18 protein-coding genes, 1 tRNA gene and 1 riboswitch are annotated in these 19,623 nt (G+C 66.8%); of the genes, 10 read left to right on the forward strand and 9 right to left on the reverse strand.

Annotated features, from left to right (window positions below):
- Window positions 1-14: 14 nt before the first annotated feature.
- Window positions 15-96, reverse strand: a riboswitch (ZMP/ZTP riboswitch).
- Window positions 97-155: 59 nt separating this feature from the next.
- Window positions 156-1,874 carry a heparinase II/III family protein gene (locus P6U31_RS01215; RefSeq protein WP_407186480.1) on the reverse strand — a complete coding sequence of 573 codons (1,719 nt, stop codon included), beginning with the start codon at window positions 1,872-1,874 and terminating at the stop codon, window positions 156-158.
- Window positions 1,875-2,030: 156 nt separating this feature from the next.
- On the reverse strand, window positions 2,031-3,377 hold the full coding sequence (locus tag P6U31_RS01220) for an RsmB/NOP family class I SAM-dependent RNA methyltransferase (RefSeq protein WP_407186481.1): 1,347 nt from the start codon (window positions 3,375-3,377) through the stop codon (window positions 2,031-2,033).
- Between the two features lie 188 nt (window positions 3,378-3,565).
- Between P6U31_RS01220 and P6U31_RS01225 the strand changes: the two genes are divergently transcribed.
- Together P6U31_RS01225 and P6U31_RS01230 are read left to right on the forward strand one after the other, a co-directional pair.
- The gene (locus P6U31_RS01225; protein WP_407186482.1) at window positions 3,566-3,763 is read left to right on the forward strand and encodes a DUF1674 domain-containing protein; all 198 of its coding nucleotides are present in this window, start codon (window positions 3,566-3,568) and stop codon (window positions 3,761-3,763) included.
- A gap of 51 nt (window positions 3,764-3,814) precedes the next feature.
- Window positions 3,815-4,402, forward strand: a complete 588-nt coding sequence (locus P6U31_RS01230; protein ID WP_407186483.1) for a thermonuclease family protein — start codon at window positions 3,815-3,817, stop codon at window positions 4,400-4,402.
- Window positions 4,403-4,473: 71 nt separating this feature from the next.
- Here P6U31_RS01230 and P6U31_RS01235 read toward each other — a convergent pair whose 3' ends face one another.
- Both P6U31_RS01235 and acs read right to left on the reverse strand, forming a co-directional pair.
- Window positions 4,474-4,989 (reverse strand): L,D-transpeptidase, encoded by a 516-nt coding sequence (locus P6U31_RS01235; protein WP_407186484.1) that lies wholly within the window; start codon window positions 4,987-4,989, stop codon window positions 4,474-4,476.
- Window positions 4,990-5,327: 338 nt separating this feature from the next.
- Window positions 5,328-7,274: an acetate--CoA ligase gene (acs, locus tag P6U31_RS01240; protein WP_407186485.1), complete on the reverse strand. Its 1,947-nt coding sequence runs from the start codon at window positions 7,272-7,274 to the stop codon at window positions 5,328-5,330.
- Between the two features lie 402 nt (window positions 7,275-7,676).
- Here acs and P6U31_RS01245 point away from each other — a divergent pair, with 402 nt between their 5' ends.
- A complete protein-coding gene (locus tag P6U31_RS01245) occupies window positions 7,677-8,846 on the forward strand; it encodes a DNA topoisomerase IB (RefSeq protein WP_407186486.1) in 1,170 nt (389 codons plus the stop codon).
- A 57-nt stretch (window positions 8,847-8,903) separates the two neighbouring features.
- On the opposite strand, the gene P6U31_RS01250 is transcribed toward P6U31_RS01245, so the two are convergent.
- A complete protein-coding gene (locus tag P6U31_RS01250; RefSeq protein ID WP_407186487.1) occupies window positions 8,904-9,359 on the reverse strand; it encodes an SRPBCC domain-containing protein in 456 nt (151 codons plus the stop codon).
- A gap of 101 nt (window positions 9,360-9,460) precedes the next feature.
- On the opposite strand from P6U31_RS01250, the gene P6U31_RS01255 reads away from it, so the two are divergent.
- A complete protein-coding gene (locus P6U31_RS01255; protein ID WP_407190059.1) occupies window positions 9,461-10,555 on the forward strand; it encodes an adenylate/guanylate cyclase domain-containing protein in 1,095 nt (364 codons plus the stop codon).
- Here the strand turns inward: P6U31_RS01255 and P6U31_RS01260 are convergent.
- The 3 genes from P6U31_RS01260 to tsaD form a co-directional block, all read right to left on the reverse strand.
- Window positions 10,552-10,965, reverse strand: a complete 414-nt coding sequence (locus P6U31_RS01260; RefSeq protein WP_407190060.1) for an EVE domain-containing protein — start codon at window positions 10,963-10,965, stop codon at window positions 10,552-10,554. The genes P6U31_RS01255 and P6U31_RS01260 overlap by 4 nt on opposite strands.
- Before the next feature lie 118 nt (window positions 10,966-11,083).
- Entirely contained in the window at window positions 11,084-12,064 is a 981-nt protein-coding gene (locus tag P6U31_RS01265; RefSeq protein ID WP_407186488.1) for an NAD(P)H-dependent glycerol-3-phosphate dehydrogenase, read from the reverse strand.
- A 1-nt stretch (window position 12,065) separates the two neighbouring features.
- On the reverse strand, window positions 12,066-13,133 hold the full coding sequence (tsaD, locus tag P6U31_RS01270) for a tRNA (adenosine(37)-N6)-threonylcarbamoyltransferase complex transferase subunit TsaD (RefSeq protein ID WP_407190061.1): 1,068 nt from the start codon (window positions 13,131-13,133) through the stop codon (window positions 12,066-12,068).
- Between the two features lie 157 nt (window positions 13,134-13,290).
- On the opposite strand from tsaD, the gene P6U31_RS01275 reads away from it, so the two are divergent.
- The 4 genes from P6U31_RS01275 (at window position 13,291) to P6U31_RS01290 (ending at window position 17,335) form a co-directional block, all read left to right on the forward strand.
- On the forward strand, window positions 13,291-14,037 hold the full coding sequence (locus P6U31_RS01275; protein WP_407186489.1) for a uroporphyrinogen-III synthase: 747 nt from the start codon (window positions 13,291-13,293) through the stop codon (window positions 14,035-14,037).
- Window positions 14,038-14,102: 65 nt separating this feature from the next.
- Window positions 14,103-15,326, forward strand: coding sequence for a hypothetical protein (locus P6U31_RS01280; protein ID WP_407186490.1), 1,224 nt, complete (start codon window positions 14,103-14,105; stop codon window positions 15,324-15,326).
- A 36-nt stretch (window positions 15,327-15,362) separates the two neighbouring features.
- Window positions 15,363-17,159, forward strand: coding sequence for a heme biosynthesis HemY N-terminal domain-containing protein (locus P6U31_RS01285; RefSeq protein WP_407186491.1), 1,797 nt, complete (start codon window positions 15,363-15,365; stop codon window positions 17,157-17,159).
- A 100-nt stretch (window positions 17,160-17,259) separates the two neighbouring features.
- Window positions 17,260-17,335: transfer RNA gene (locus P6U31_RS01290), tRNA-Thr, on the forward strand.
- Window positions 17,336-17,667: 332 nt separating this feature from the next.
- On the opposite strand, the gene P6U31_RS01295 is transcribed toward P6U31_RS01290, so the two are convergent.
- Window positions 17,668-18,723 (reverse strand): polysaccharide deacetylase family protein, encoded by a 1,056-nt coding sequence (locus P6U31_RS01295; protein ID WP_407186492.1) that lies wholly within the window; start codon window positions 18,721-18,723, stop codon window positions 17,668-17,670.
- A 252-nt stretch (window positions 18,724-18,975) separates the two neighbouring features.
- Between P6U31_RS01295 and P6U31_RS01300 the strand changes: the two genes are divergently transcribed.
- Window positions 18,976-19,272: a hypothetical protein gene (locus P6U31_RS01300; RefSeq protein WP_407186493.1), complete on the forward strand. Its 297-nt coding sequence runs from the start codon at window positions 18,976-18,978 to the stop codon at window positions 19,270-19,272.
- A 134-nt stretch (window positions 19,273-19,406) separates the two neighbouring features.
- The gene (locus tag P6U31_RS01305; RefSeq protein ID WP_407186494.1) at window positions 19,407-19,619 is read left to right on the forward strand and encodes a cysteine rich repeat-containing protein; all 213 of its coding nucleotides are present in this window, start codon (window positions 19,407-19,409) and stop codon (window positions 19,617-19,619) included.
- Window positions 19,620-19,623: the final 4 nt, after the last annotated feature.

Genomic DNA, 19,623 nt, shown 5'->3' on the forward strand with positions numbered 1-19,623 from the left:
CTCTGTTCAGGGAGTGTCTATGCCCAGGCGCGCGGCGGGTATGTGTCGCGCTTCCCGATGGTGCTCCATCCAAGGTCGCCAGTCGCGCGAACGAGCGCTCGATAGCAGCTTTTGGCCGCTTTCACAACGACGAGATAGGGCCGGATCGCGCCAGTTTACAACGGAAGTTCCGGCTCGCGCCGGGCGTTGCGGCGGGCATTGGTCACCGCCGGCGAGGCGGTGGAGCGGACAAAGCTCCAGCGAATCGTGGGGGCCTGGCGCGCATCCTGCCGGATCACGATCTGCGCGGTGCGGCGGGGGCCGTCATTGCCGGCCAGGAACACGCTGTCCTCGAGATCGACCTTGTCGTCGAGCGCCTCGAAGGTCCAGACGTCGCGGTTCGGCAGCACCAGCATGACCCCGCGCGCATCCGACAGCCGGCTTGCCTTCACCGCCGGATGGAGATGGAAGCGCAGCGCGAAATCGGCATCCGCGCCCCTGAAGCGTCCACCCTGCGGCGGCGACAGCGTGTCCTCACCGTCGATGCGCGCGCCGTCATTGGCGATCATCAGCACGCGGCGGTGGATCGCGCCGAACTTGGCGAGATAGCCGTCATGCGAGGTCGTGAGCAGCGTGCCGTTCTGCACGACTTCGCGATAGCTCTCGACCTCGACCGGCCCGCTGGTGACGGGCGCGCCGTGCAGGAGCCGCTTCATCGCCGACATCTCGACGAACTGGCAGGACGAGGTGTCGTGATAAGTCAGCGTCGAATGCGCCGCGGTGCTGCGTGCGAACGGCCGCCAATTGTCCCGGCCCGTGGTCGGCATGCCGCAATTGGTGACGATGCGGCTGGTGCCGGAGGACAGTTCGAACGACAGGCAGCCGGCATGGGCGTCGTGACTGACGCCGGCCGGCGGTGGCGGGCCGGTGTCGATGATCACGGTGGTCTGACCGGCATCGAGGCGCTGAAAGCCGGTATGCGGCATGTTGGCCATCGGCGCGCCGTGAGTATCGTCATAGGCGAGCAGGGTGGCGAGCAGGTCCGAAGATGTCGCGCTCATGCCGTTGAACAGCGCGAAATTGCCGTCGCCGTGCCGGAAGAAGCGCAGCATCGGCATCATGCGATCGATCGCGTTGAGCAGTGCCGGCGGCGGCGCGATGTTGCGCGCGGCAAAAGTCTGTCGCAGCGGCAAGAGGTCGATCAGGAGCTCGATCAGCGCGCCCGGGTTGCGGGAGATGTGGCCGCCGTCGGGCAGGATCTGCCGCTGCAATTCGTCCGACAGCTTCTTCGATGCGCTGCGGATGTGGCGCGCCTGATTGGCGAGGCACAGCGCCGCATAGCAGAGCGCGATCAGCACCTGCAGCTTCGGCACCCCGTCGGGAATGTCGACCATGGTGTAGCGCAGGAATCGGATCTCGCGCGCGAGGGCGCGCAAATAGCGGCGGTAGAACTTGTTGTCGGTCTCGCTCAGCACCAGCGGCGCCTGGGACAGCAGCGAGATCACGCGCCGCGCCAGCACGTCGGCGCGGCGCGCGACCGGGCGGCGCTTGTTGGCGGGGTTGGCGATCCAGTCCTCGATCAGGGCGCGCGCATTCGCCCGCGTCAGCGCAGTGTCGGCGGCGCGCAAATGGCGCAGCCAGCCGAAGCCGAGCAGCGCGACCTCCCAATCCTCCGACGGCGGCTCGAGATCGAAGATCGAGCGGCCGTGGCAATTGACGATCTTGCCGGCGAAGACGAAGCGGCCGGCATAGATCTCGGCGGCGCGGGTCGCATCCGCAGTGCGTAAGTCGTGCGGCGCGATGATCAGCCGGTCGGTGCGGCTCGGCCAGACCCGCGACAGCGCAACGGAGCCACCGCTCGCGCGCGCGAGCATGTTCCGCGCGAAGCGGTTCATGACCAGCGTCGAGATATGTCTGCGTTGAGCGACCGACACGCCTTGCCTTGAAGGGGGAGAGGATTCCGACGAATCCTTATTAATCGCAAAATCGACCGCCTGACACCACCCTGAACGGGACGAATCAGTGTCGGAGTTGCAAAAACCGGTGCAAAATCAGGATTTAACGAGCCGGCTTGCGAAGAATCCGTCGAGCCCTCCGAGCTTGGGATCGGCGTTCGGCAGATGGCAGGGCAGGGTGCGCAGATCACCGTCGGCGGTGATGATTTCGTCGAGACCCGCGACCTCCGAGGCCTCGATCGGGACGCGGCGAAGCGCGGGCTCCGCCGCCAGCAGCGTCGCCACGGCCTGCTCGCCTTCCTCGGGTTCCAGCGAGCATGTGCAGTAGACCAGCGTACCGCCGGGCTTGAGCAGCGACACCGATTTTCGCAGCAGCCGCCCCTGCAGTGCGGTCAGAGCAGCGATGTCGGATTCCTGCCGCAGCCAGGCGACGTCGGGATGGCGTCGGATCGTGCCGGTCGAGGTGCAGGGCGCATCGATCAAGATGCCGTCGAAGCCCTCGACGGGGCCGGCCCATTCCACGGCGTCAGCGACCACGGTCTCGGCCTGGAGCGACAGCCGCGCCAGATTTTCGCGCAGCCGCGCCACCCGGGTGGGCGAGCGGTCGATCGCCGTGACATGTGCGCCGGCATGCGCCAGTTGCGCGGTCTTGCCGCCGGGCGCGGCACAGAGATCGGCGATGGACTTGCCTTTGACGTCGCCGAACAGCCGGGCCGGCAGCGCGGCGGCGGCGTCCTGCACCCACCATTGTCCCTCGGTGAAGCCGGGCAGCATGGTCACCGAGCCGTGCAGCAACATCCGCACCGTTCCGGTCGGCAACGTCTCGCCGTGCAGGCGGCTCGCCCATTGCGCGGGATCGGACTTCACGGTGAGATCGAGCGAAGGCTCGTGGCCGAGCGCCAGCGCCATCTCTCGTGCGGTCGCCTCGCCGTAATGCGCGCTCCAGCGCGCGAGCAGCCATGGCGGCAGGTCGAGCGATTGCGTGGCGACCTCTTCGACCAGCGCCTTGCCCTCGCGCGCGCAGCGGCGCAGCACGGCATTGACGAGGCCGGCATAGCGCGCAGCGCGCCGGTCGGATTGCACGAGGCGAACGGAGAGGTCGACAGCCGCGTGATCCGGCACGTCCATCCAGAGAATCTGCGCGGCACCGATCAGAAGCGCGCTCTGCGCGCGCGGGGCATCGGAGGGAATGCCCTTGTCGAGCAGGCGGGAGAGCACATGGCCGAGCGTGCCGAGCCGGCGCAGCACGGTGGCGACCAGGCGCCGCATCAGCGCGCGGTCGCGGTCGGCCAGCGTCTTCAGTCCGGGATGGGCGCCGCCGCCGTCGAGCTGGTCGTCAAGCGTGCGGTGCTTGTGCAGCACGCCGTCAACGATGTCGGCGGCAATCCGTCGTGCTGCAAGGCCTGGCACTTCGGACGGAGGGGCGAAACGTTGAGATGGCATGCGGAAGCAAGGTTCTGAGCGAGCGGCAGTTCCGCCGCAATGGGCGCATGCCTTGAGAACACGATATCTGGCATGCGAATATGCCAAATGTAAGAATAGCCTCTCGCGATTGCAGCCTGCGATCACCATTTCAGCAATGCGATATTGGCTCTCGCACGCTCCCTGATCTTGAGCTAGGAACCGCAGAGATGAGTGACCAGCCTCCCGCTCCCGATCGCAAGCAGATTCCGCCGGCCGCCCAGCGTGCGCTGGCCGAGGCGGAGGCGCGCCGGCAGGCTGCCGCTGCGCATGCGGAAGCTGCGCCCAAGGAATTGCAGGGGCCGAAAGGCCCTGAGCCCACCCGCTACGGCGATTGGGAGCGCAAAGGTATCGCCTCGGACTTTTGAGGATTCGTGAGTCTCTTGCCGGCTCGGCCGACTCAGCCCTAGCGTGCGCGGATGTCGCGCTTCGACCGCAGCCCTTCCTATCGGCCCTCCTATAGTGGTTCGCCGTTCGGCCGCCGCTTCTCGGCTCTCGTGCCGTGGATGTTCGTGGTTGGTGTCGTGGTGGTGGTCGTGCTCGTCGCTCGCCACGGAACCAATTGGCCGCTTTCGCACGAGACTGATCGCCGCTCGCAGGACGCCGGAATCGTGCTGCGGCAGTCCCGTACAGATACGCATCAGCCGGTCGAGATTATCCGCACAATTGACGGCGATACCTTCCTGGCCCGCGTTCGACAGCGGGACGGACGCGATCTCGTCGTGAGCGTTCGGCTGCGCGGCATTGACGCGCCCGAGCTGAAGGCATCCTGCGCGCAGGAGCTCGACAAGGCGGAAGCCGCCGCGGACGCGTTGCGCAACTTGCTCGCTCAGGGCGGGGTTACGATCTCCAATCTTGGCCAGGATAAATACGGCCGTGTTCTCGCCGACGTCGCGACCCGGCGGACTGCGAACGTTTCGGCAGCGCTGCTCGCCGGCGGTTTTGCGCGAAGCTACAACGGCGGCCATCGCGACGGCTGGTGCGCACGGGGCTGGCGCTTCTGGTAACAAAAAAGCCGCATCCGAAGACGCGGCCATTTGTTGTGTTGTTGTCTGGTTGTCTTGCCTGGTCGCGGCGATCAGCGCGTCACCACCACAGTGGTGCCGACGGAGACGCGGCCATAGAGATCGGAGATGTCGTCGTTGAGCATGCGGATGCAGCCGTAGGAGACGAAGCCGCCGATCGAGCCCGGCACGTTGGTGCCGTGGATGGCGTATTCGCCGCCGGCCAGCGTCATCGCCGCAACGCCCATCGGATTGTGCGGCGAGCCGCCCGGAATGACGTCCGGAATGCTTGGCTTGTCACGCTTCACCTCGGCGGGCGGTGCCCAGGCCGGGTTGCGGTACTTGCCGTCGATGCGGGTGGTGCCGGCCCATTGCTTGCCGGCCTTGCCGACGCCGACCGGATAGCGCACGGCATGGCCGCTATCGAGAATGAGATAAAGTTTGCGCTCGCTGGTCTTGACCACGATCGTGCCCGGCGAATAGTCGGCAAGGTGCGTCCCCACCATTTCCGGTCGTGCCTCGGCCGCGGTCGACATCAGGATCCCTGCCCCGATGGTTGCGGCCAGCGCCACAGCAATCCTCATCGCCATCAATCTTCCCCTTGCCCCGAACGGGTCGTCCAAAATCTACGCAGAACCGGCAAGTGCCCGCTCGCCCCCAAATCTTAGCCGCGCCTGTTCACCGGATGGTTTCCATGCGCGGGTGCCAAGGGCCAGCCGGCAGGGGCAACAAAGGAAATGTTCGAAATAAAGTAAATGACCTGAAAACAACACTCGGCGGGGAAAGATGCGGTCACGCCGCCGCGTGCGCTGACAAGAGCGTGAGGGTGTCAAAGGCTGTCATTCCGGGCGCGCACGGCGCGACCCGGAATCGCGAGATTCCGGGTTCGGTCCTGCGGACCGCCCCGGAATGACGATGTGTTGCTTGACTACGCCTGCTTGCGGTTCTGCCGGTTCCTGACGAGATCATCGACCACGGCGGGATCGGCGAGTGTCGAGGTGTCGCCCAGGCTGCCTGGTTCGTCCTCGGCGATCTTGCGCAGAATGCGGCGCATGATCTTGCCGGAGCGGGTCTTGGGCAGGCCCGGTGCGAACTGGATCTGGTCGGGCGAGGCGATCGGGCCGATCTCCTTGCGCACCCAGGTGACGAGCTCCTTGCGCAGGTCCTCGGTCGGCTGCACCCCGGCCATCAGCGTGACATAGGCATAGATGCCCTGGCCCTTGATGTCGTGCGGGAAGCCGACAACCGCGGCCTCCGACACCTTCTCGTGCGCGACCAGCGCGCTCTCGACTTCCGCGGTGCCCATGCGGTGGCCGGAGACGTTGATGACGTCGTCGACGCGGCCGGTGATCCAGTAATAGCCGTCGGCGTCGCGCCGGCAGCCGTCGCCGGTGAAATACTTGCCCTTGTAGGTCGAGAAATAGGTCTGCTCGAAGCGGGCATGATCGCCGTAGACCGTGCGCATCTGACCCGGCCAGGAGCGGGTCAGGCAGAGGTTGCCGGTGGTCTCACCCTCCAGCACCTTGCCGTCGGCATCGACGATCTCCGGGACCACGCCGAAGAACGGCTGGGTGGCCGAGCCGGGCTTCAGCTTGGTCGCGCCCGGCAGCGGCGTGATCAGGATGCCGCCGGTCTCGGTTTGCCACCAGGTGTCGACGATCGGGCAGCGGTCGTCGCCGACGACGCGGTGATACCACTCCCAGGCTTCAGGGTTGATAGGCTCGCCGACCGAGCCGAGCAGGCGGAGCGAGGCGCGCGAGGTCTTCTTCACCGGCTCGTCGCCGCCCTGCATCAGCGCACGGATCGCGGTCGGTGCGGTGTAGAAGATATTGACCTTGTGCTTGTCGATGACGTTCCAGAACCTGGAATTATCAGGGTAATTCGGCACGCCCTCGAACATCAGCGTGGTCGCGCCGTTCGCCAGCGGCCCGTAAAGGATGTAGCTGTGGCCGGTGACCCAGCCGACGTCCGCGGTGCACCAGTAGATGTCGCCGTCGTGATAGTCGAAGACGTATTGATGCGTCATCGAGGCGAACACGAGATAGCCGCCCGTGGTGTGCAGCACGCCCTTGGGCTGGCCTGTCGAACCTGAGGTGTAGAGGATGAACAGCGGGTCCTCGGCGTGCATGTGCTCGACCGGGCATTCCGTCGTCACCATCGCCGCCGCCTCGTGGTACCAGAGGTCGCGCGTCGGGTTCATGTCGATCTTGCCGCCGGTGCGCTTGACCACGACGACCCAGTCGACGCCGTCGGCCTTGGCGAGCGCAGCGTCGACATTGGCCTTCAGCGGCACCTTCTTGCCGCCGCGCAGGCCTTCGTCCGCGGTGATGATGACCTTGGATTTGCAGTCATTGATGCGCTGGGCGAGGCTGTCGGGCGAGAAGCCCGCGAACACCACCGAGTGGATCGCGCCGATGCGTGCGCAGGCAAGCATCGCATAGGCCGCTTCCGGGATCATCGGCAGGTAGATGGTGACGCGATCGCCCTTCTTGACATTTCGGGTGCGCAGGATGTTTGCCATCCGGCAAACCTCGTCGTGCAACTCCTGATAGGTGATGTGCTTGGACTGCGAGGGATCGTCGCCTTCCCAGATGATCGCAGTCTGGTTGGCGCGTTTGGCGAGATGCCGGTCGATGCAGTTGTAGGCGACGTTGAGCACGCCGTCCTCGAACCATTTGATCGAGATGTTGCCCGGCGCAAACGAGACGTTCTCGATTTTCGTCGGCGCGTGCATCCAGTCGATGCGCTTGGCCTGCTCCGCCCAGAAAGCATTCGGGTCCGAGATCGAGCGAGCGTACATCTCCTTGTACTTGGCCTGGTCCACCCAGGCGCGCTTCGCCCATTCCGCGGGGACGTCGTAGATCTTCTCGGACATGCTTTCCCTCCAGATACGGCAGGCCCAACGCTAGCGACTGGCGAGCCGACTTGATCATTGACTGATTATGCGTCGGGCTAACCGGACCCGACAAGGAGCACAAGCTGGACCTTCGGCGGGCTGCCGGCCATGCGGAGGATCAAGCCGCGCGAGTTGGCTGTCGCAAATCTGAAACAGGCGGCGCGGGACGCTCGCCTCTCTTTACCCAAATCGCCGGAAGAGGCCCGTGCAGGGCGCCCATGCATCGTCGGAGGTATTTAGGAACCGCTTTTCACCGATTCGGGACTCGCAATGCGGTTCGGAACACCCTAAATGGCCAACCCGGGTCCAAAGAGAACCCCTCGGAACAAAAATCAGAACAACGGCATTGATCGATACCAGACAGGGCTAAGGCATAAGACTATGATGGATCAGCGGAATTTCGGGACGATGCGGCCCGCTTCAGCCGATCCTGCAGCCATTGCACTGGCCAAAGCCCTTGGACAATGGCCGAAACCGGCCCCTTTCCGGCGTCCGAGCCCCAAAAAGGTCTTCGACACGGCGCCGGCGGCGACGGTCGAGGCGCTTGCCAAGGAACTCGGCCTGCGGCTCGGCGATCAGAACGAGCTGACCATCCGCCGCGTCAAGCGCGGCAAGGGCTATTCCTTCGTTCGTCCCAACGGCGCGCATATCCGCGACGCCCGCACCATCCGCCGGCTGCACGCCATGGCGGTGCCGCCGGCCTATCGCGAGGTGCGCTACTCGGCCGATCCGAACTCGCACCTCCAGGCCGTGGGCCGCGATGCCGCGGGCCGGCTGCAATATCGCTATCATGCCGATTGGGAGAAGGTCCGCGAGCACCGCAAGGCGCATCGCCTGGAGAAGCTCGTCGGTGCGCTGCCCAAAATCCGACGCAAGGTCTCGGCGTTCCTGTCGGGCGACGAGCCGACGCGTGAATTCGCGCTCTCGGCCGTCATCGAGCTGATTGCCCGCACCGCGATCCGTCCCGGCAACGAATCCTATGCCCGCCTCAACGGCACCCGCGGCGCGACCACGCTGCTGAAGGCCAATGTCACGCTCGAAGAGGACAGCTTCGTGCTGACGTTCAAGGCGAAGGGCGGCAAGGCCGTGCGCAAGGAGTGCGACGCGGCCAAGCTGGTGCGCGCCATCGGTATTTTGCAGGGCGTGCCCGGTAAGCGCATGTTCCAATACCGCGATGCCTACGGCATCGTGCGCGCAGTCAACACCACGCAGGTGAACGCGTTCTTGCGCGAGATCGCCGGCATCAAGATCTCGCTGAAGGATTTTCGGACGCTGATGGCCTCTGCCGTGGTCGTGGAATCCTTGTCGCGGATCACGCCGGCGACCAGCCAGCGCGGCCGCAAGAAGCAGGTATTGGAGGCGATTCGCGCCGCGGCCGACAAGCTCTCCAACACGCCGGCGATCTGCCGCAAGAGCTACGTCCACGACACCATCGTCACCGCCTTCGAGGAAGGCATCCTCGAGCGCTTCGCCGCCACCATGAAGGGCCAGCGCTCGCAGGCGCGGCGCGAGCAGCTGCTGGCGCAGGTGGTGGCCACCGCGGCAGTGTAACGACCCTGTCACAGGGTGGGCACGGCGCAACTGCGCCTTTTGCCCGGCTTACAAGGCCTATGCCTTGTCCGAGACACCCCTGTCCGGACCGGGATCGCTGCCAGTGGCTGCGCTCGTGAGCCGGTTCAGATAGTGGGCCCACCCCTTCGCATGTGCCGCCACCTGCTCCGCATTCGGCAGGCCGCTGTGGGTCATGCGCAGCAGCGTGCCGCCGTCGCGCTCGATCAGGTCAATCTCGATCAGGCTTGAGCCGGGCGGCACTTCCTGACCGCCCTCCCAGCCGAATGTGTAGGCCAGGCGATGCACCGGCACGACCTCACGGAAAGCGCCGCGGGCGGCGGCGGCGCGCGGGCCAATCCCCTTCAGCAGATAGAGCCCGCCCGGATGCAGTTCCGTGGTCGCGTCGGACCCCATCCAGCTCAGAATTTTCTCGGGATCGGTGAGATAGGCGAAGACGGTGGCACGCGGGGCCGCGATCTGGGTCTCGCGTCGCACTATGAACGGTTCGGTCATCGGCGATCATCCCTGGTTTGACGATGGCACATGGCGGCGGCCCTTCGCTCCGTCAAGGATTGCCCGTGACAAAGACGGCCTTGCTTCGTCATCATCGGGCCATGCAGCTGTCCCCGACCCTCGCCTGGCTCGTCGATGCCGCCTCGGATTGCCCCGGGGCGGACCGCCTGCTTGCGGAACTCGGCGCTCATCTTGTCGCCGACGGCGTGCCGCTCGCAGCGGGCGCCCTGACGCTGGAGGTGCCGCATCCGTTGATCGCGAAGCGGACCTGGTTGTGGCGCGCCGACAATGCCCAGGTGATCGAAGCGCTCGGCTTTGCGCCGGGCGGGCTGGCACCGGATCCACCCAACGATGCCGGTCGCCGCTGGCTGCGCGACATCGCGCGCGGCGAGGTGCACGAAGACATCGTGGGGCGGCCTGGTGGGCCGCTGCTCGGCTGGATCGGGCCGCATCCGTTCGCCGCGGACGATATCGCGCAATTGCGCCAGGCGGCGCGGTTTGCCGCAACGCCGCTTGCCGTGCTCGCTGCGCGTGCCACCTTGCGGGCAACGCTCGACGCCTATCTGGGCAAGCGCAGTGCAGAGCGGGTGTTGGCGGCGCCGTTGCGGCGCGATCTCGGCGAGACCATTCAGGCCGCATTGCTCTATGCGGATTTGCGCAATTTCACGCGTCTGTCGGACACTTCACCGCCTGGCGAGGTCATCGCCGCGCTCGACGCCTGGTTCGATCGCATCGCCGGGGCCGTCCACGCCTTCGGCGGCGAGGTGCTGAAATTCATCGGCGACGGCGTGCTTGCGATCTTTCCGGTGCTCGAGGCCTCGCCGCGCCGCGCCTGCGAGGCCGCTCTGCGGGCTGCAGGCGCAGCCGAGGCCGGGATGGCCTATCTCAACGCGGAGCGCAGCGCCAAGGGCCTGCCGCCGCTGGCGTTCGGCGCCGCCCTGCATCTTGGCGAGATGCTCTGGGGCAATATCGGCGCGGCCAATCGGCTGGACTTCACCGCGATCGGTCCCGCCGTCAATCTCGCCAGCCGGCTCGAGGGATTGTGCAAGCCGCTCGGCAGGACGGTGCTGGTGTCGGGCGCGCTTGCCGCCGAGACCGAGATGCCGCTGGTCGCGCTCGGATCGCATCTGCTGCGCGGGATTGCTGCGCCGTGTGAGGTGTTCGCATTACCAGCGACGGCGGTTACGACCTCCTAAACCCCGCCCATCTTGCAGACGAGCTTCCACTCCTCCGCCGTCACCGGCTGCACCGAGAGGCGCGAATATTTCACCAGCGCCATGTCGGCAAGTTTCTTCTCGGCCTTGATCGCGGCCATCGTCACCGGCGTCTTCAAGGGCTTGTCGGCCTTGATGTCGACGCAGACGAACTTGCCCGTCTTGTCGGTCGGATCGGGATAGGCTTCCTTGATGATCTCGGCGATGCCGACGATCTCCTTGCCCTCGTTGGAATGATAATAGAACGCCTTGTCGCCCTTCTTCATGGCGACGAGGTTCTGGCGCGCGGTGTAATTTCGCACGCCGGTCCAGGCCTCGCCCTTGGCGCCCTTCGCCACCTGCTGGTCCCAGGACCACACCGATGGTTCGGATTTCACCAGCCAGTAGTTCATCGCGCGCGCCCTATCCATTCGTCATGGCCGGGCTCGTCCCCGCCATCCACGTCTCTGCCGTCAATTCAATATCAAGACGTGGATGCCCGCGACAAGCGCGGGCATGACGAGAAGATGTTCATTCCTCGGCCTTGAACGGCCGTGTCAGCAACCCCTCGATCGCGGCATCGATCGTCAACCTGCCGTCCAGGATGGCCGCGACCGCTTGCGAAACCGGCATGTCGACGTTTCGCGCGGCCGCGAGCTCGACCAGCACCGGGGCTGTGAATGCACCTTCCGCAAGCTTGCCCGCCGGCGCGGCCTCTCCGCGGCCGAGCGCGATACCGAGCGCGAAATTGCGCGATTGTGCGGTCGAGCAGCTCAGCAGCAGGTCGCCGAGGCCGGACAGGCCCGAGAGCGTTTCCGTGCGCGCGCCGCAGGCGCGGCCGAGCCGTGCCAGCTCGCTGAAGCCGCGCGTGGTTAGCGCGGCGAGCGCGGAGGCGCCGAGATTGCGGCCGACCACGATGCCGGCGGCGATCGCCAGCACGTTCTTGGCGGCGCCGCCGATCTCGACGCCGCGGACATCGGTGGTGTGATAGGGCCGGAACGTTGCCGAGCCCAGCGCCTGAACCAGGCTGCTGGCGAGCGCTTCGTCCTTCGAAGCCAGCGTCACCGCCGTCGGCAGGCCGCGCGCGACGTCGTCGGCGAAGCTCGGTCCCGACAGGATCGCCGGCTGCGCGCCCGGTGCGGCTTCCGCAATCACGTCGGTCATGAATTTGTGGGTGCCGTGCTCGACGCCCTTGGCGCAGGCAACGATCGGCGCGGGCCTTGCCAGATGCGAGGCCAGCATGTTGACCGCGCCGCGCAGATGCTGCGCCGGCGTCGCGATCAGCAGCATCTCCGCACGCGACGCCTCGGCGAGGTCACTCGTGACGACGATCTCGGAAGCGATCGACACGCCGGGCAGCCGCGGGTTGTCGCGGGTCGATGCGATCCGCGCGGCGTGCTCGGCATTGCGCGCCCACAGCGTCACGGCGCGGCCGGCCCGTGCTGCCACGGTCGCCAGCGCCGTGCCCCAGGCACCTGCGCCGATCACCGCGACGGATTGGAACGCGGACATTCTAGTATCCCGCCCGCGTCTTGCCGTAGCCTGGCGGCGCCGTTGCATTGGCGTCGAGCAGCCAGCGTGCGCGCGGCTGCGCGTCCATCGTGTCGGTCATGCCGAGCGCAAGGCGTTCGGCACCGGCCCAGGCGATCATTGCGCCATTGTCGGTGCAGAGCGCCGGCGGCGGCATGATCAATTGCGTACCGGCCTGTTGCGCGACGTCGTCGAGAGCGCCACGGATCGCCTGATTGGCTGCGACGCCGCCGGCCGCGACCAGGGCGCGCGGCGCGCCGAATCTTTCGCGGAACAGCCTGAGACCGACGCTCAACCGGTCGGCCGTCGAATCGAGCACGGCGGCCTGGAAGCTGGCGCAGAGATCGCTGATGTCCTGCGGCGTGATTTCAGCCAGCCGGCTCGCCTCGGTACGCACCGCGGTCTTCAATCCCGACAGCGAGAAATTGGCATCGGGCCTCCCCTGCATCGGCCGCGGAAACGCAAAGCGCGAGGCATCGCCGCTTGCCGCCGCGCGCTCGACCTGCGGTCCGCCGGGATAAGGCAGGCCTAGCATCTTCGCGACCTTGTCGAAAGCTTCGCCGATCGCGTCGTCGACGGTGGTGCCGAGCCGCACATATTGTCCGACGCCCGTGACCGCGACGATCTGGGTATGGCCGCCGGAGGCGAGAAACAGGCAATAGGGAAATTCGATTCCATCGGTGAGGCGCGGCGTCAGCGCATGCGCCTCAAGATGGTTCACCGCGACCAGCGGCGTGTCGTGCACCATCGCGATCGCCTTCGCGGTGGTGAGCCCGACTATGACGCCGCCGATCAAGCCCGGCCCCGCGGCGGCTGCGACGCCGCCGAGCTCACCGAAGCCGATGCCGGCCTCGCGCATGGCGCGATCGACGATGCCGTCGAGCAGGTCGACATGGGCGCGGGCGGCAATCTCCGGCACCACGCCGCCGAAGCGGGCGTGCTCGTCGATCTGCGATCGCACGATGTTGGACAGGATCTTGCCGCTGCCGTCGGAGGCGCGCGCGATCACGGCCGCGGCGGTCTCGTCGCAGGTGGTTTCGATACCCAGCACCAGCATTGGCGAATTGTTATCCAATTTGCGCCCTTGCGCTCATCCGTAAAGCAGAGTTCTGGTACGTCCGGTAGCATTCCGGGGCCAGATTGCGCAATCGTCACGCGCACCCCCGTCCCGGTCATGCGCCACGCCACGTGGTTCGGGAACACCAGCGATGTCCATTCTTGTCACACGACCGCATCCCGACAATGAAGCGACGGCGGCAAATCTGCGCGCGCGGGGACATGCGGTGCTGCTTGCTCCGGCGCTCAAGTTCGAGCCGGTCGCCTTCCATGACATGGGTGAAGCTTCCTACGGTGCCATCCTCGTCACGTCGGCCAACGCGATCCGTGCCGTCGCACCGCAATTGCGCGACCTTGGTCTGCTGCAGCTGCCGTTGTTCGCGGTCGGCGAGCATACGGCCGCTGCGGCGCGCGTCGCCGGCTTTGCCAAGGTGATCGTCGCCGGCGGCGATGCCGCGTCCCTGCGCGACAAGGTGATGCAGAGCGCGCGCGACAAGGTGCTGAAGAAAAAGAGCACGCTGCTGTATCTCGCGGGCGCGGATCTGTCGCGCGATCTCGGCGGCGAGCTCGATGCGGAGGGCTTCTCCGTGGTCACGCAGACGACCTATCGCATGGCGCCGGTCAAGCATCTGCCGCGCGAGGTCTGCGAAGGTTTTGCCGCGCACGGGGTCGAGGCGGTGCTGCACTACTCCCGACGCAGCGCCCGCGCGTTTCTGGATGCGGCGCGGGACGAAGGCGTCGAAATCTCGGCGCTGGCGATACCCCAATGCTGTCTGTCGGAAGCGGTGGCCAGCGCGCTGCGCGAGGCCGGCGCGTCGCAGGTCCTGGTCGCCGCGACGCCGGACGAAAATGCCTTGTTTGCCACCTTGGAGCGTGCTTTGCGGACCCGTTTGGCGTAAGAGGTCGGGCCGAATCCGACGCAATCTGGTCCACCCCTGGTATGGAAGTGTGAGGAACCGTCACGATGGCCGACGACAAGCCTGAAGACGCAGGATTGGCGCCCGACGCTGGTCGTGCCAAGCGCACGCCGCCCACCATCGATCTCGAAGCCACCGAAGTTTCGACCCAGCCGCAGGAGGCGGCGGTCGAGCCAGAGGCCCAGCCGGAGCCGGAGCGCGCCGAGCCCGAGCAGGCGAAACCCGACCCGGTTGATGCAGAGCCGGAGCGTGTCGAGGCGCAGGCTCCGGCGTCGCCGATTTCGCCCTGGGTCATTGCGCCGTTCTCCGGCGCTGTTGCAGCCGCGGTCGTGATCGCGGTCGGCTGGATGCTGGGCTGGCCCGCCGTGCAGGCGCCGCCGGCCGCGCCGCAGGTCAGCAGCGCGACGGTCGATGCGCTGAGCGGTCGCGTTGCGGCGGTCGAAGCCAAAGCCGGCAAGCCCGTCGCCGATCCGGCCATGGTCGCGCGGATCGATGCGCTGGAGAAATCCGCAAGCAGCCTGCGCAGCGAGATCGCCAATCTGCGCGCGCAGTCCGACAAGATGGCGAGCGCCCTGAATGACACCAAGTCAGCGCCGGGCGCCGCCGGGGCCGACCTGGCCGCTCTCAACGATCGCATCGTGCAGCTCGAGCGCGCCAGCAAGGCTGAGCGCGCCGAGCTCGTGCAGCAGGGCGAGAAGATCGCCGAAGCCAAGGCGGCAGACGACAAGCCGCTGCGTCACGTCGTTGCGGCCGCCCTGCTCGACGTCGCCGTTCGTCATGGCGATCCCTATCAGTCGCAGCTGTCGGCGGCGCGTTCGCTCGCCGCCAGGCCCGATGCGCTGAAGCCGCTCGATGCGTTTGCATCGTCGGGCATCCCGACGCCGGTCGCGTTGAGCCGCGAGCTCCTCAACATCGTGCCGAAGCTGTCGCCGCCGGCGGAAGGCCCGGCCGCGAATGCCGGCATCGTCGAGCGTCTGCAGGCCGGCGCGTCGAAGCTCGTCCGCATCGAGCGCACCGACGGGGTCGGCAACGATCGCGGCGCCATCGTCGCGCGGGTAACGGCGGCGGCGCTCCGCAACGATTTCGTAGAGGCGCGGCGCGAGCTCAAGACGCTGGCGGAGGCCGATCGCGCGCCAGCACAGGCCTGGCTCGACAAGGCCGATGCCCGCGACGCCGCGCTCGCCGCGTCCCGCAAATTCGCCGACGATGCGATGGCGGATCTCGCCAAATCTGATCCGGCCAAATCTGATCCGGCCAAGCCTGCTCAATAAGATTCGCGCAACAATCGGCGCGTAATAGGGATCGTCATGCTTCGCATCGTCCTCTTCCTCGTCCTGATCGCGCTGGCGGCGGCCGGCGCGGCCTGGGTCGCCGACCAGCCTGGCGATCTCGTCCTGACCGCGGGCGGTTTCCGCATCTCGACGACGCTTCCCAGATTCGTGTTCCTGCTTGGCCTGTTTGCCGCGGCCGTGGTGCTGCTCTGGAGCATCCTGACGACGATCTGGCGCACGCCGGGACGCCTGCGGCGCCGCCGCCAGGACAAGCGCCACGCCCGCGGCCGCCACGCCATCACCCACGGCCTGCTCGCGGTCGGTCATGGCGACACCGCGCTTGCCCGCCGTCACGCCGAGGCGGCGCGGCGGCACGCACCGAATGATCCGCTCGCGCTGCTCCTGCACGCGCAGTCGGCGCAGCTCGAAGGCAATCGCGACGAGGCGCAGCGCGTCTTCCGCGCCATGGCCGAGCGCGAGGACACGCGCCTGCTCGGCCTGCGCGGCCTGTTCATCGAGGCGCAGCGCGCCGACGATGCGGTCGGCGCCGTGATGATCGCCGAGGAAGCGATCAAGCTGTCGCCGTCCTCGACCTGGGCCTCGCATGCGGTGCTCGGCTTCCGCTGCGCACGCGGCGACTGGGGCGGCGCGCTCGCGATCCTCGATTCGAATCTGTCCGCGGGCCTGATCGACAAGCAGGCCTATCGCCGCCAGCGCGGCGTGCTGCTCACGGCGCGCGCGCTGGAGCTGCAGACCATGGACCGCGACGTCGCGCGCGAGAGCGTGATGGAAGCGATTAAGCTGGCGCCGACCCTGGTGCCGGCCGCGGTGCTCGCCGCGAAATTCGAGAGCGAGGCGCATCAGGTGCGCCGCGCCATGAAGCTGGTCGAGGCCGCCTGGCTCGCCAACCCGCATCCCGATCTCGCGGAAGCCTATGCCCATGTGAAGCTCGGCGATTCCGCGCGGCAGCGCCTGCAACGGGTCGAGACGCTCGCCGCCAAGACGCCCGCCGACAAGCCGGGCCATATCGAGGGCCAGCTCGCGATCGCGCGGGCCGCGATCGACGCCTCCGAGTTCGCCCGCGCGCGCGAGGTGCTCGCGCCCTATGTCGGCGATCCCACCCAGCGCGTCGCGCTGCTGATGGCCGAGATCGAGCGCGCCGAACATGGCGACAGCGGCCGTGCTCGCGCCTGGACCTTGCGCGCGGTGCGCGCCCGCCATGATCCGGCCTGGACTGCGGACGGTTATGTCAGTGATCGCTGGCGCCCGGTGTCCCCGGTCACCGGCCGGCTCGATGCGTTCCAATGGCAGACGCCGGTGGCCAGCCTGCCCTCGGACAAGGGCACCACGATCGAATCCTCGGCCTTCGAGGAGGCCATGCTGGCGGCGCCCCCGCCGAAGCGGGTGACGGTGGCGCCCAGCGAAGCCCCGGCGGAACCGCCGGTGACGGCCTCAGCCCCGATGCCCGCCGCTCAGGATAATACGCCCCCTGAGGCCAAGGAATCTGCCAAGGAAGCAGCCAAAGACACCATCAAGGAAGTCCCCAAGGACGAGCCGGCGGGAGCGCCCGTCGAACCGGTCAAACCGGCCTCCGAGCCCGCCGAATCATCGCCGCCCGCGGGCACGCCGGTGTTCCGGACCCGGGCCGACCTAGGCAAGCCCGCGTCAGCGCCGATTCCCGCGGTCATCCCGATCGTCCGGGCCCCCGACGATCCCGGGATCGATGACGAGGGTCCGAGCGATGAATTTACGGAACAAATCGGCACGCCCCGGGACCACGCCAAGGCCCAAGCCGGCGGCTGGCGCGGATTCTGGTCCCGCTGGGGCGCGTGAGCCGCATTTCGAAGCCGGCTTGTCCTTGCCAATTCGGGTCATGCCCGATATCAGGAGCGCGTGCATCGGGGCCGGCACCGCTCAGGCCCCGGCAGGGTTCGCCGCAATAGCTCAGTCGGTAGAGCACGTCATTCGTAATGACGGGGTCGGGGGTTCGAATCCCTCTTGCGGCACCAGCCATCGTCTGTCCAGCCCGGAGACATAGGTAACAGGTCGTACCTAAGACATGGGTGACGACCTCGTGCCGAACGGGTTGTCGAAGGGTTGCAGGGTCACTCACGCCGCCCGCTCCCGCCACCGCGGCAGACCCGGCAGCGACCACACCCGCCGCTACCCCGGCGCCGGTGGCGACAGCCAAGCGAGGCCGACGAGCCTAAGCCTAAGCGCAGCTGGACCGAGCGCCGCATCATCAGCGAGCTGCACCGCCACGGCATCTATTGGTAAGCCGCCCCAAAGCAAATGGCCGGGACAAGCCCGGCCATGCGCATTCTTGTAGCTGCGGTCGAGCTTACTGCGACACGGTCTGCACCACGCTCGAGATCGGACGCGTGTTGGTGCTCGCGGTCGGCACCTTCATGTCCTTCATCAGCGCTTCGTCATATTCCGGCAGCGACTGCAGCGATGTCTTGGCCTTCATCTGCACGATCTTGTAGCCGCCGGCCTTCAGCCGTGCCAGCAGCGTCGGCAGCGCGATGCCGGTATTCTTCTGGAAATCGTGCATCAGGATGATGCCCTTGCCGAGCTTGTCGAGCCGCGTCATCACCGTCTCGATGATCTTCTCCGGCGTCGCGCCCTTGCGGAAGTCGAAGGAGTCGACGTCGGTCGAGAACATCGCGACGTTGCGGGTGCCGAAATAGTTCACGATCGCCGGATTGTGCTGCAGCTGCGGGAAGCGGAAGAACGGCGCGGGGTTGGCACCGAGTGCGAATCTCACCGCGCTGATGCCCTTCTCGACCTCGTCCTTGGCCATCTGCTCGGTCATCTTCTTGCCGTTCAGATTGACGTGCGACCAGGTATGCGTGCCGACCGTATGGCCCTGGGCCAGCACCTGGCGCAGGATCTCCGGATGATAGGTCGCGTGCTTGCCGACCGAGAAGAACAGGCCCTTGGTGCATTCGTCCGCGAGCGCCTTCAGCACCGCGGGCGTGTTCACCGGCCACGGGCCGTCGTCGAAGGTCAGCACGACCTCCTTGTCGGTGAGGAAGTCGAACTGCTTGAAATGATCGAAGCCGAAGCCGGGGCCGCCGGTGGTGTCGATCTCGACCACGCGGGAGACGCCGAGCGCGTTCGGATTGGCGCAGGCCTGCTTCGGCTGGACTGGCGCGGCCGGGGCGGGCGCAGGCGCCTGGGTAACGGCCGTCGGCTTCGCCGCGATTGCCGCGGTGGTCTCGACGTCATCCCTGGCGGCGAGCTTCGCCGGTGCCGGCAATGGATCGGCGGCACGGGCGGCAACCGTCTTGGGGGCGGCCTGGTCGGCGCGCGCGGAATAATAAAACCAACCGCCGGCGGCGATCACGATCGCCGCAACTACACTGGCCAGCATCAGGCCCAACGCATTACGCATCGCTACTCTTTCCAATTACGCAACCAAACCGGCGGAATTTCCCGCGCGACGAGCCATTAATGCGAAGTAACAGTTAACGTGACACCAACACGACGGCGGTTGTGGAGGAATTTCAGGGCGGTGCGCCAACGTGACCCAAGTCACAGAGGGTGGACCTCCCGTGACCGTCATCACAGTGGAAACGGATTTGCCGGAGCATCGTAGCTCCCATCGACAACGGGCCCGCTTGCGCGGTGCCAATGGGAGCTTCAGATGACCAAGTCCTTCTCTGCCAGCATCCGCGACACCAGCCTGGCCCTCGGTTTTGCCGCCATCGTTGCGCTGGTCTCGACGACCTCGAGCTTCGCCTTCTCGGCCGAGGCGCAGCAAATGTGCACCGGCGATGCCTTCCGTTTGTGCTCGGCGGACATCCCCAATATCCCGAAGATCACGGCGTGCATGATCAAGCATCGCTCGGATCTGAGCGCCGGCTGCCGCGCGGTGATGGACAAGGATCTCGCCAAGGGCGGCGCCTCACGCAAGGTCGCCGACGCCCAGGACAGCCAGTAACAGCGCAACGATCGTCGCGCCGGTCAGCTCCCCCACGCGGCGGCTCGCCTGCCGCTCGGCAATAAAGCCGTTGCAGCCTCGGGATCGTCGCACTAGCTTCGCCCGCACTTTCTTGCGGGGTGAGGCATTACGCGATGACCAGATTTCTTTTCATTCTTCCTTTGCTCCTGTGCGCATCAGCCGCGTCGGCGCAGCAGCCCGGCCATGATGCCTGCGCGCGCGATGTCAGCCGGTTCTGCCGCGCAGTGATGAACAATGGCGATGGCGCCGTGCTCGCCTGCCTGAAGCAAAACCGCGCCCGCCTCAGCAAGGCCTGCGACAAGGTGCTGACCGAGCACGGGCAGTAGGGAT

This window comes from Bradyrhizobium centrosematis, assembly GCF_045571495.1.
Lineage (GTDB): Bacteria > Pseudomonadota > Alphaproteobacteria > Rhizobiales > Xanthobacteraceae > Bradyrhizobium > Bradyrhizobium centrosematis.

Excerpts from the sequence above, each read along its gene's own strand:
- P6U31_RS01215 (WP_407186480.1), bottom strand. The coding sequence starts at position 1,874 with ATGAACCGCTTCGCGCGGAACATGCTCGCGCGCGCGAGCGGTGGCTCC.
- P6U31_RS01220 (WP_407186481.1), bottom strand. The coding sequence starts at position 3,377 with ATGCCATCTCAACGTTTCGCCCCTCCGTCCGAAGTGCCAGGCCTTGCA.
- P6U31_RS01225 (WP_407186482.1), top strand. The coding sequence starts at position 3,566 with ATGAGTGACCAGCCTCCCGCTCCCGATCGCAAGCAGATTCCGCCGGCC.
- P6U31_RS01230 (WP_407186483.1), top strand. The coding sequence starts at position 3,815 with ATGTCGCGCTTCGACCGCAGCCCTTCCTATCGGCCCTCCTATAGTGGT.
- P6U31_RS01235 (WP_407186484.1), bottom strand. The coding sequence starts at position 4,989 with ATGGCGATGAGGATTGCTGTGGCGCTGGCCGCAACCATCGGGGCAGGG.
- acs (WP_407186485.1), bottom strand. The coding sequence starts at position 7,274 with ATGTCCGAGAAGATCTACGACGTCCCCGCGGAATGGGCGAAGCGCGCC.
- P6U31_RS01245 (WP_407186486.1), top strand. The coding sequence starts at position 7,677 with ATGATGGATCAGCGGAATTTCGGGACGATGCGGCCCGCTTCAGCCGAT.
- P6U31_RS01250 (WP_407186487.1), bottom strand. The coding sequence starts at position 9,359 with ATGACCGAACCGTTCATAGTGCGACGCGAGACCCAGATCGCGGCCCCG.
- P6U31_RS01255 (WP_407190059.1), top strand. The coding sequence starts at position 9,461 with ATGCAGCTGTCCCCGACCCTCGCCTGGCTCGTCGATGCCGCCTCGGAT.
- P6U31_RS01260 (WP_407190060.1), bottom strand. The coding sequence starts at position 10,965 with ATGAACTACTGGCTGGTGAAATCCGAACCATCGGTGTGGTCCTGGGAC.
- P6U31_RS01265 (WP_407186488.1), bottom strand. The coding sequence starts at position 12,064 with ATGTCCGCGTTCCAATCCGTCGCGGTGATCGGCGCAGGTGCCTGGGGC.
- P6U31_RS01275 (WP_407186489.1), top strand. The coding sequence starts at position 13,291 with ATGTCCATTCTTGTCACACGACCGCATCCCGACAATGAAGCGACGGCG.
- P6U31_RS01280 (WP_407186490.1), top strand. The coding sequence starts at position 14,103 with ATGGCCGACGACAAGCCTGAAGACGCAGGATTGGCGCCCGACGCTGGT.
- P6U31_RS01285 (WP_407186491.1), top strand. The coding sequence starts at position 15,363 with ATGCTTCGCATCGTCCTCTTCCTCGTCCTGATCGCGCTGGCGGCGGCC.
- P6U31_RS01295 (WP_407186492.1), bottom strand. The coding sequence starts at position 18,723 with ATGCGTAATGCGTTGGGCCTGATGCTGGCCAGTGTAGTTGCGGCGATC.
- P6U31_RS01300 (WP_407186493.1), top strand. The coding sequence starts at position 18,976 with ATGACCAAGTCCTTCTCTGCCAGCATCCGCGACACCAGCCTGGCCCTC.
- P6U31_RS01305 (WP_407186494.1), top strand. The coding sequence starts at position 19,407 with ATGACCAGATTTCTTTTCATTCTTCCTTTGCTCCTGTGCGCATCAGCC.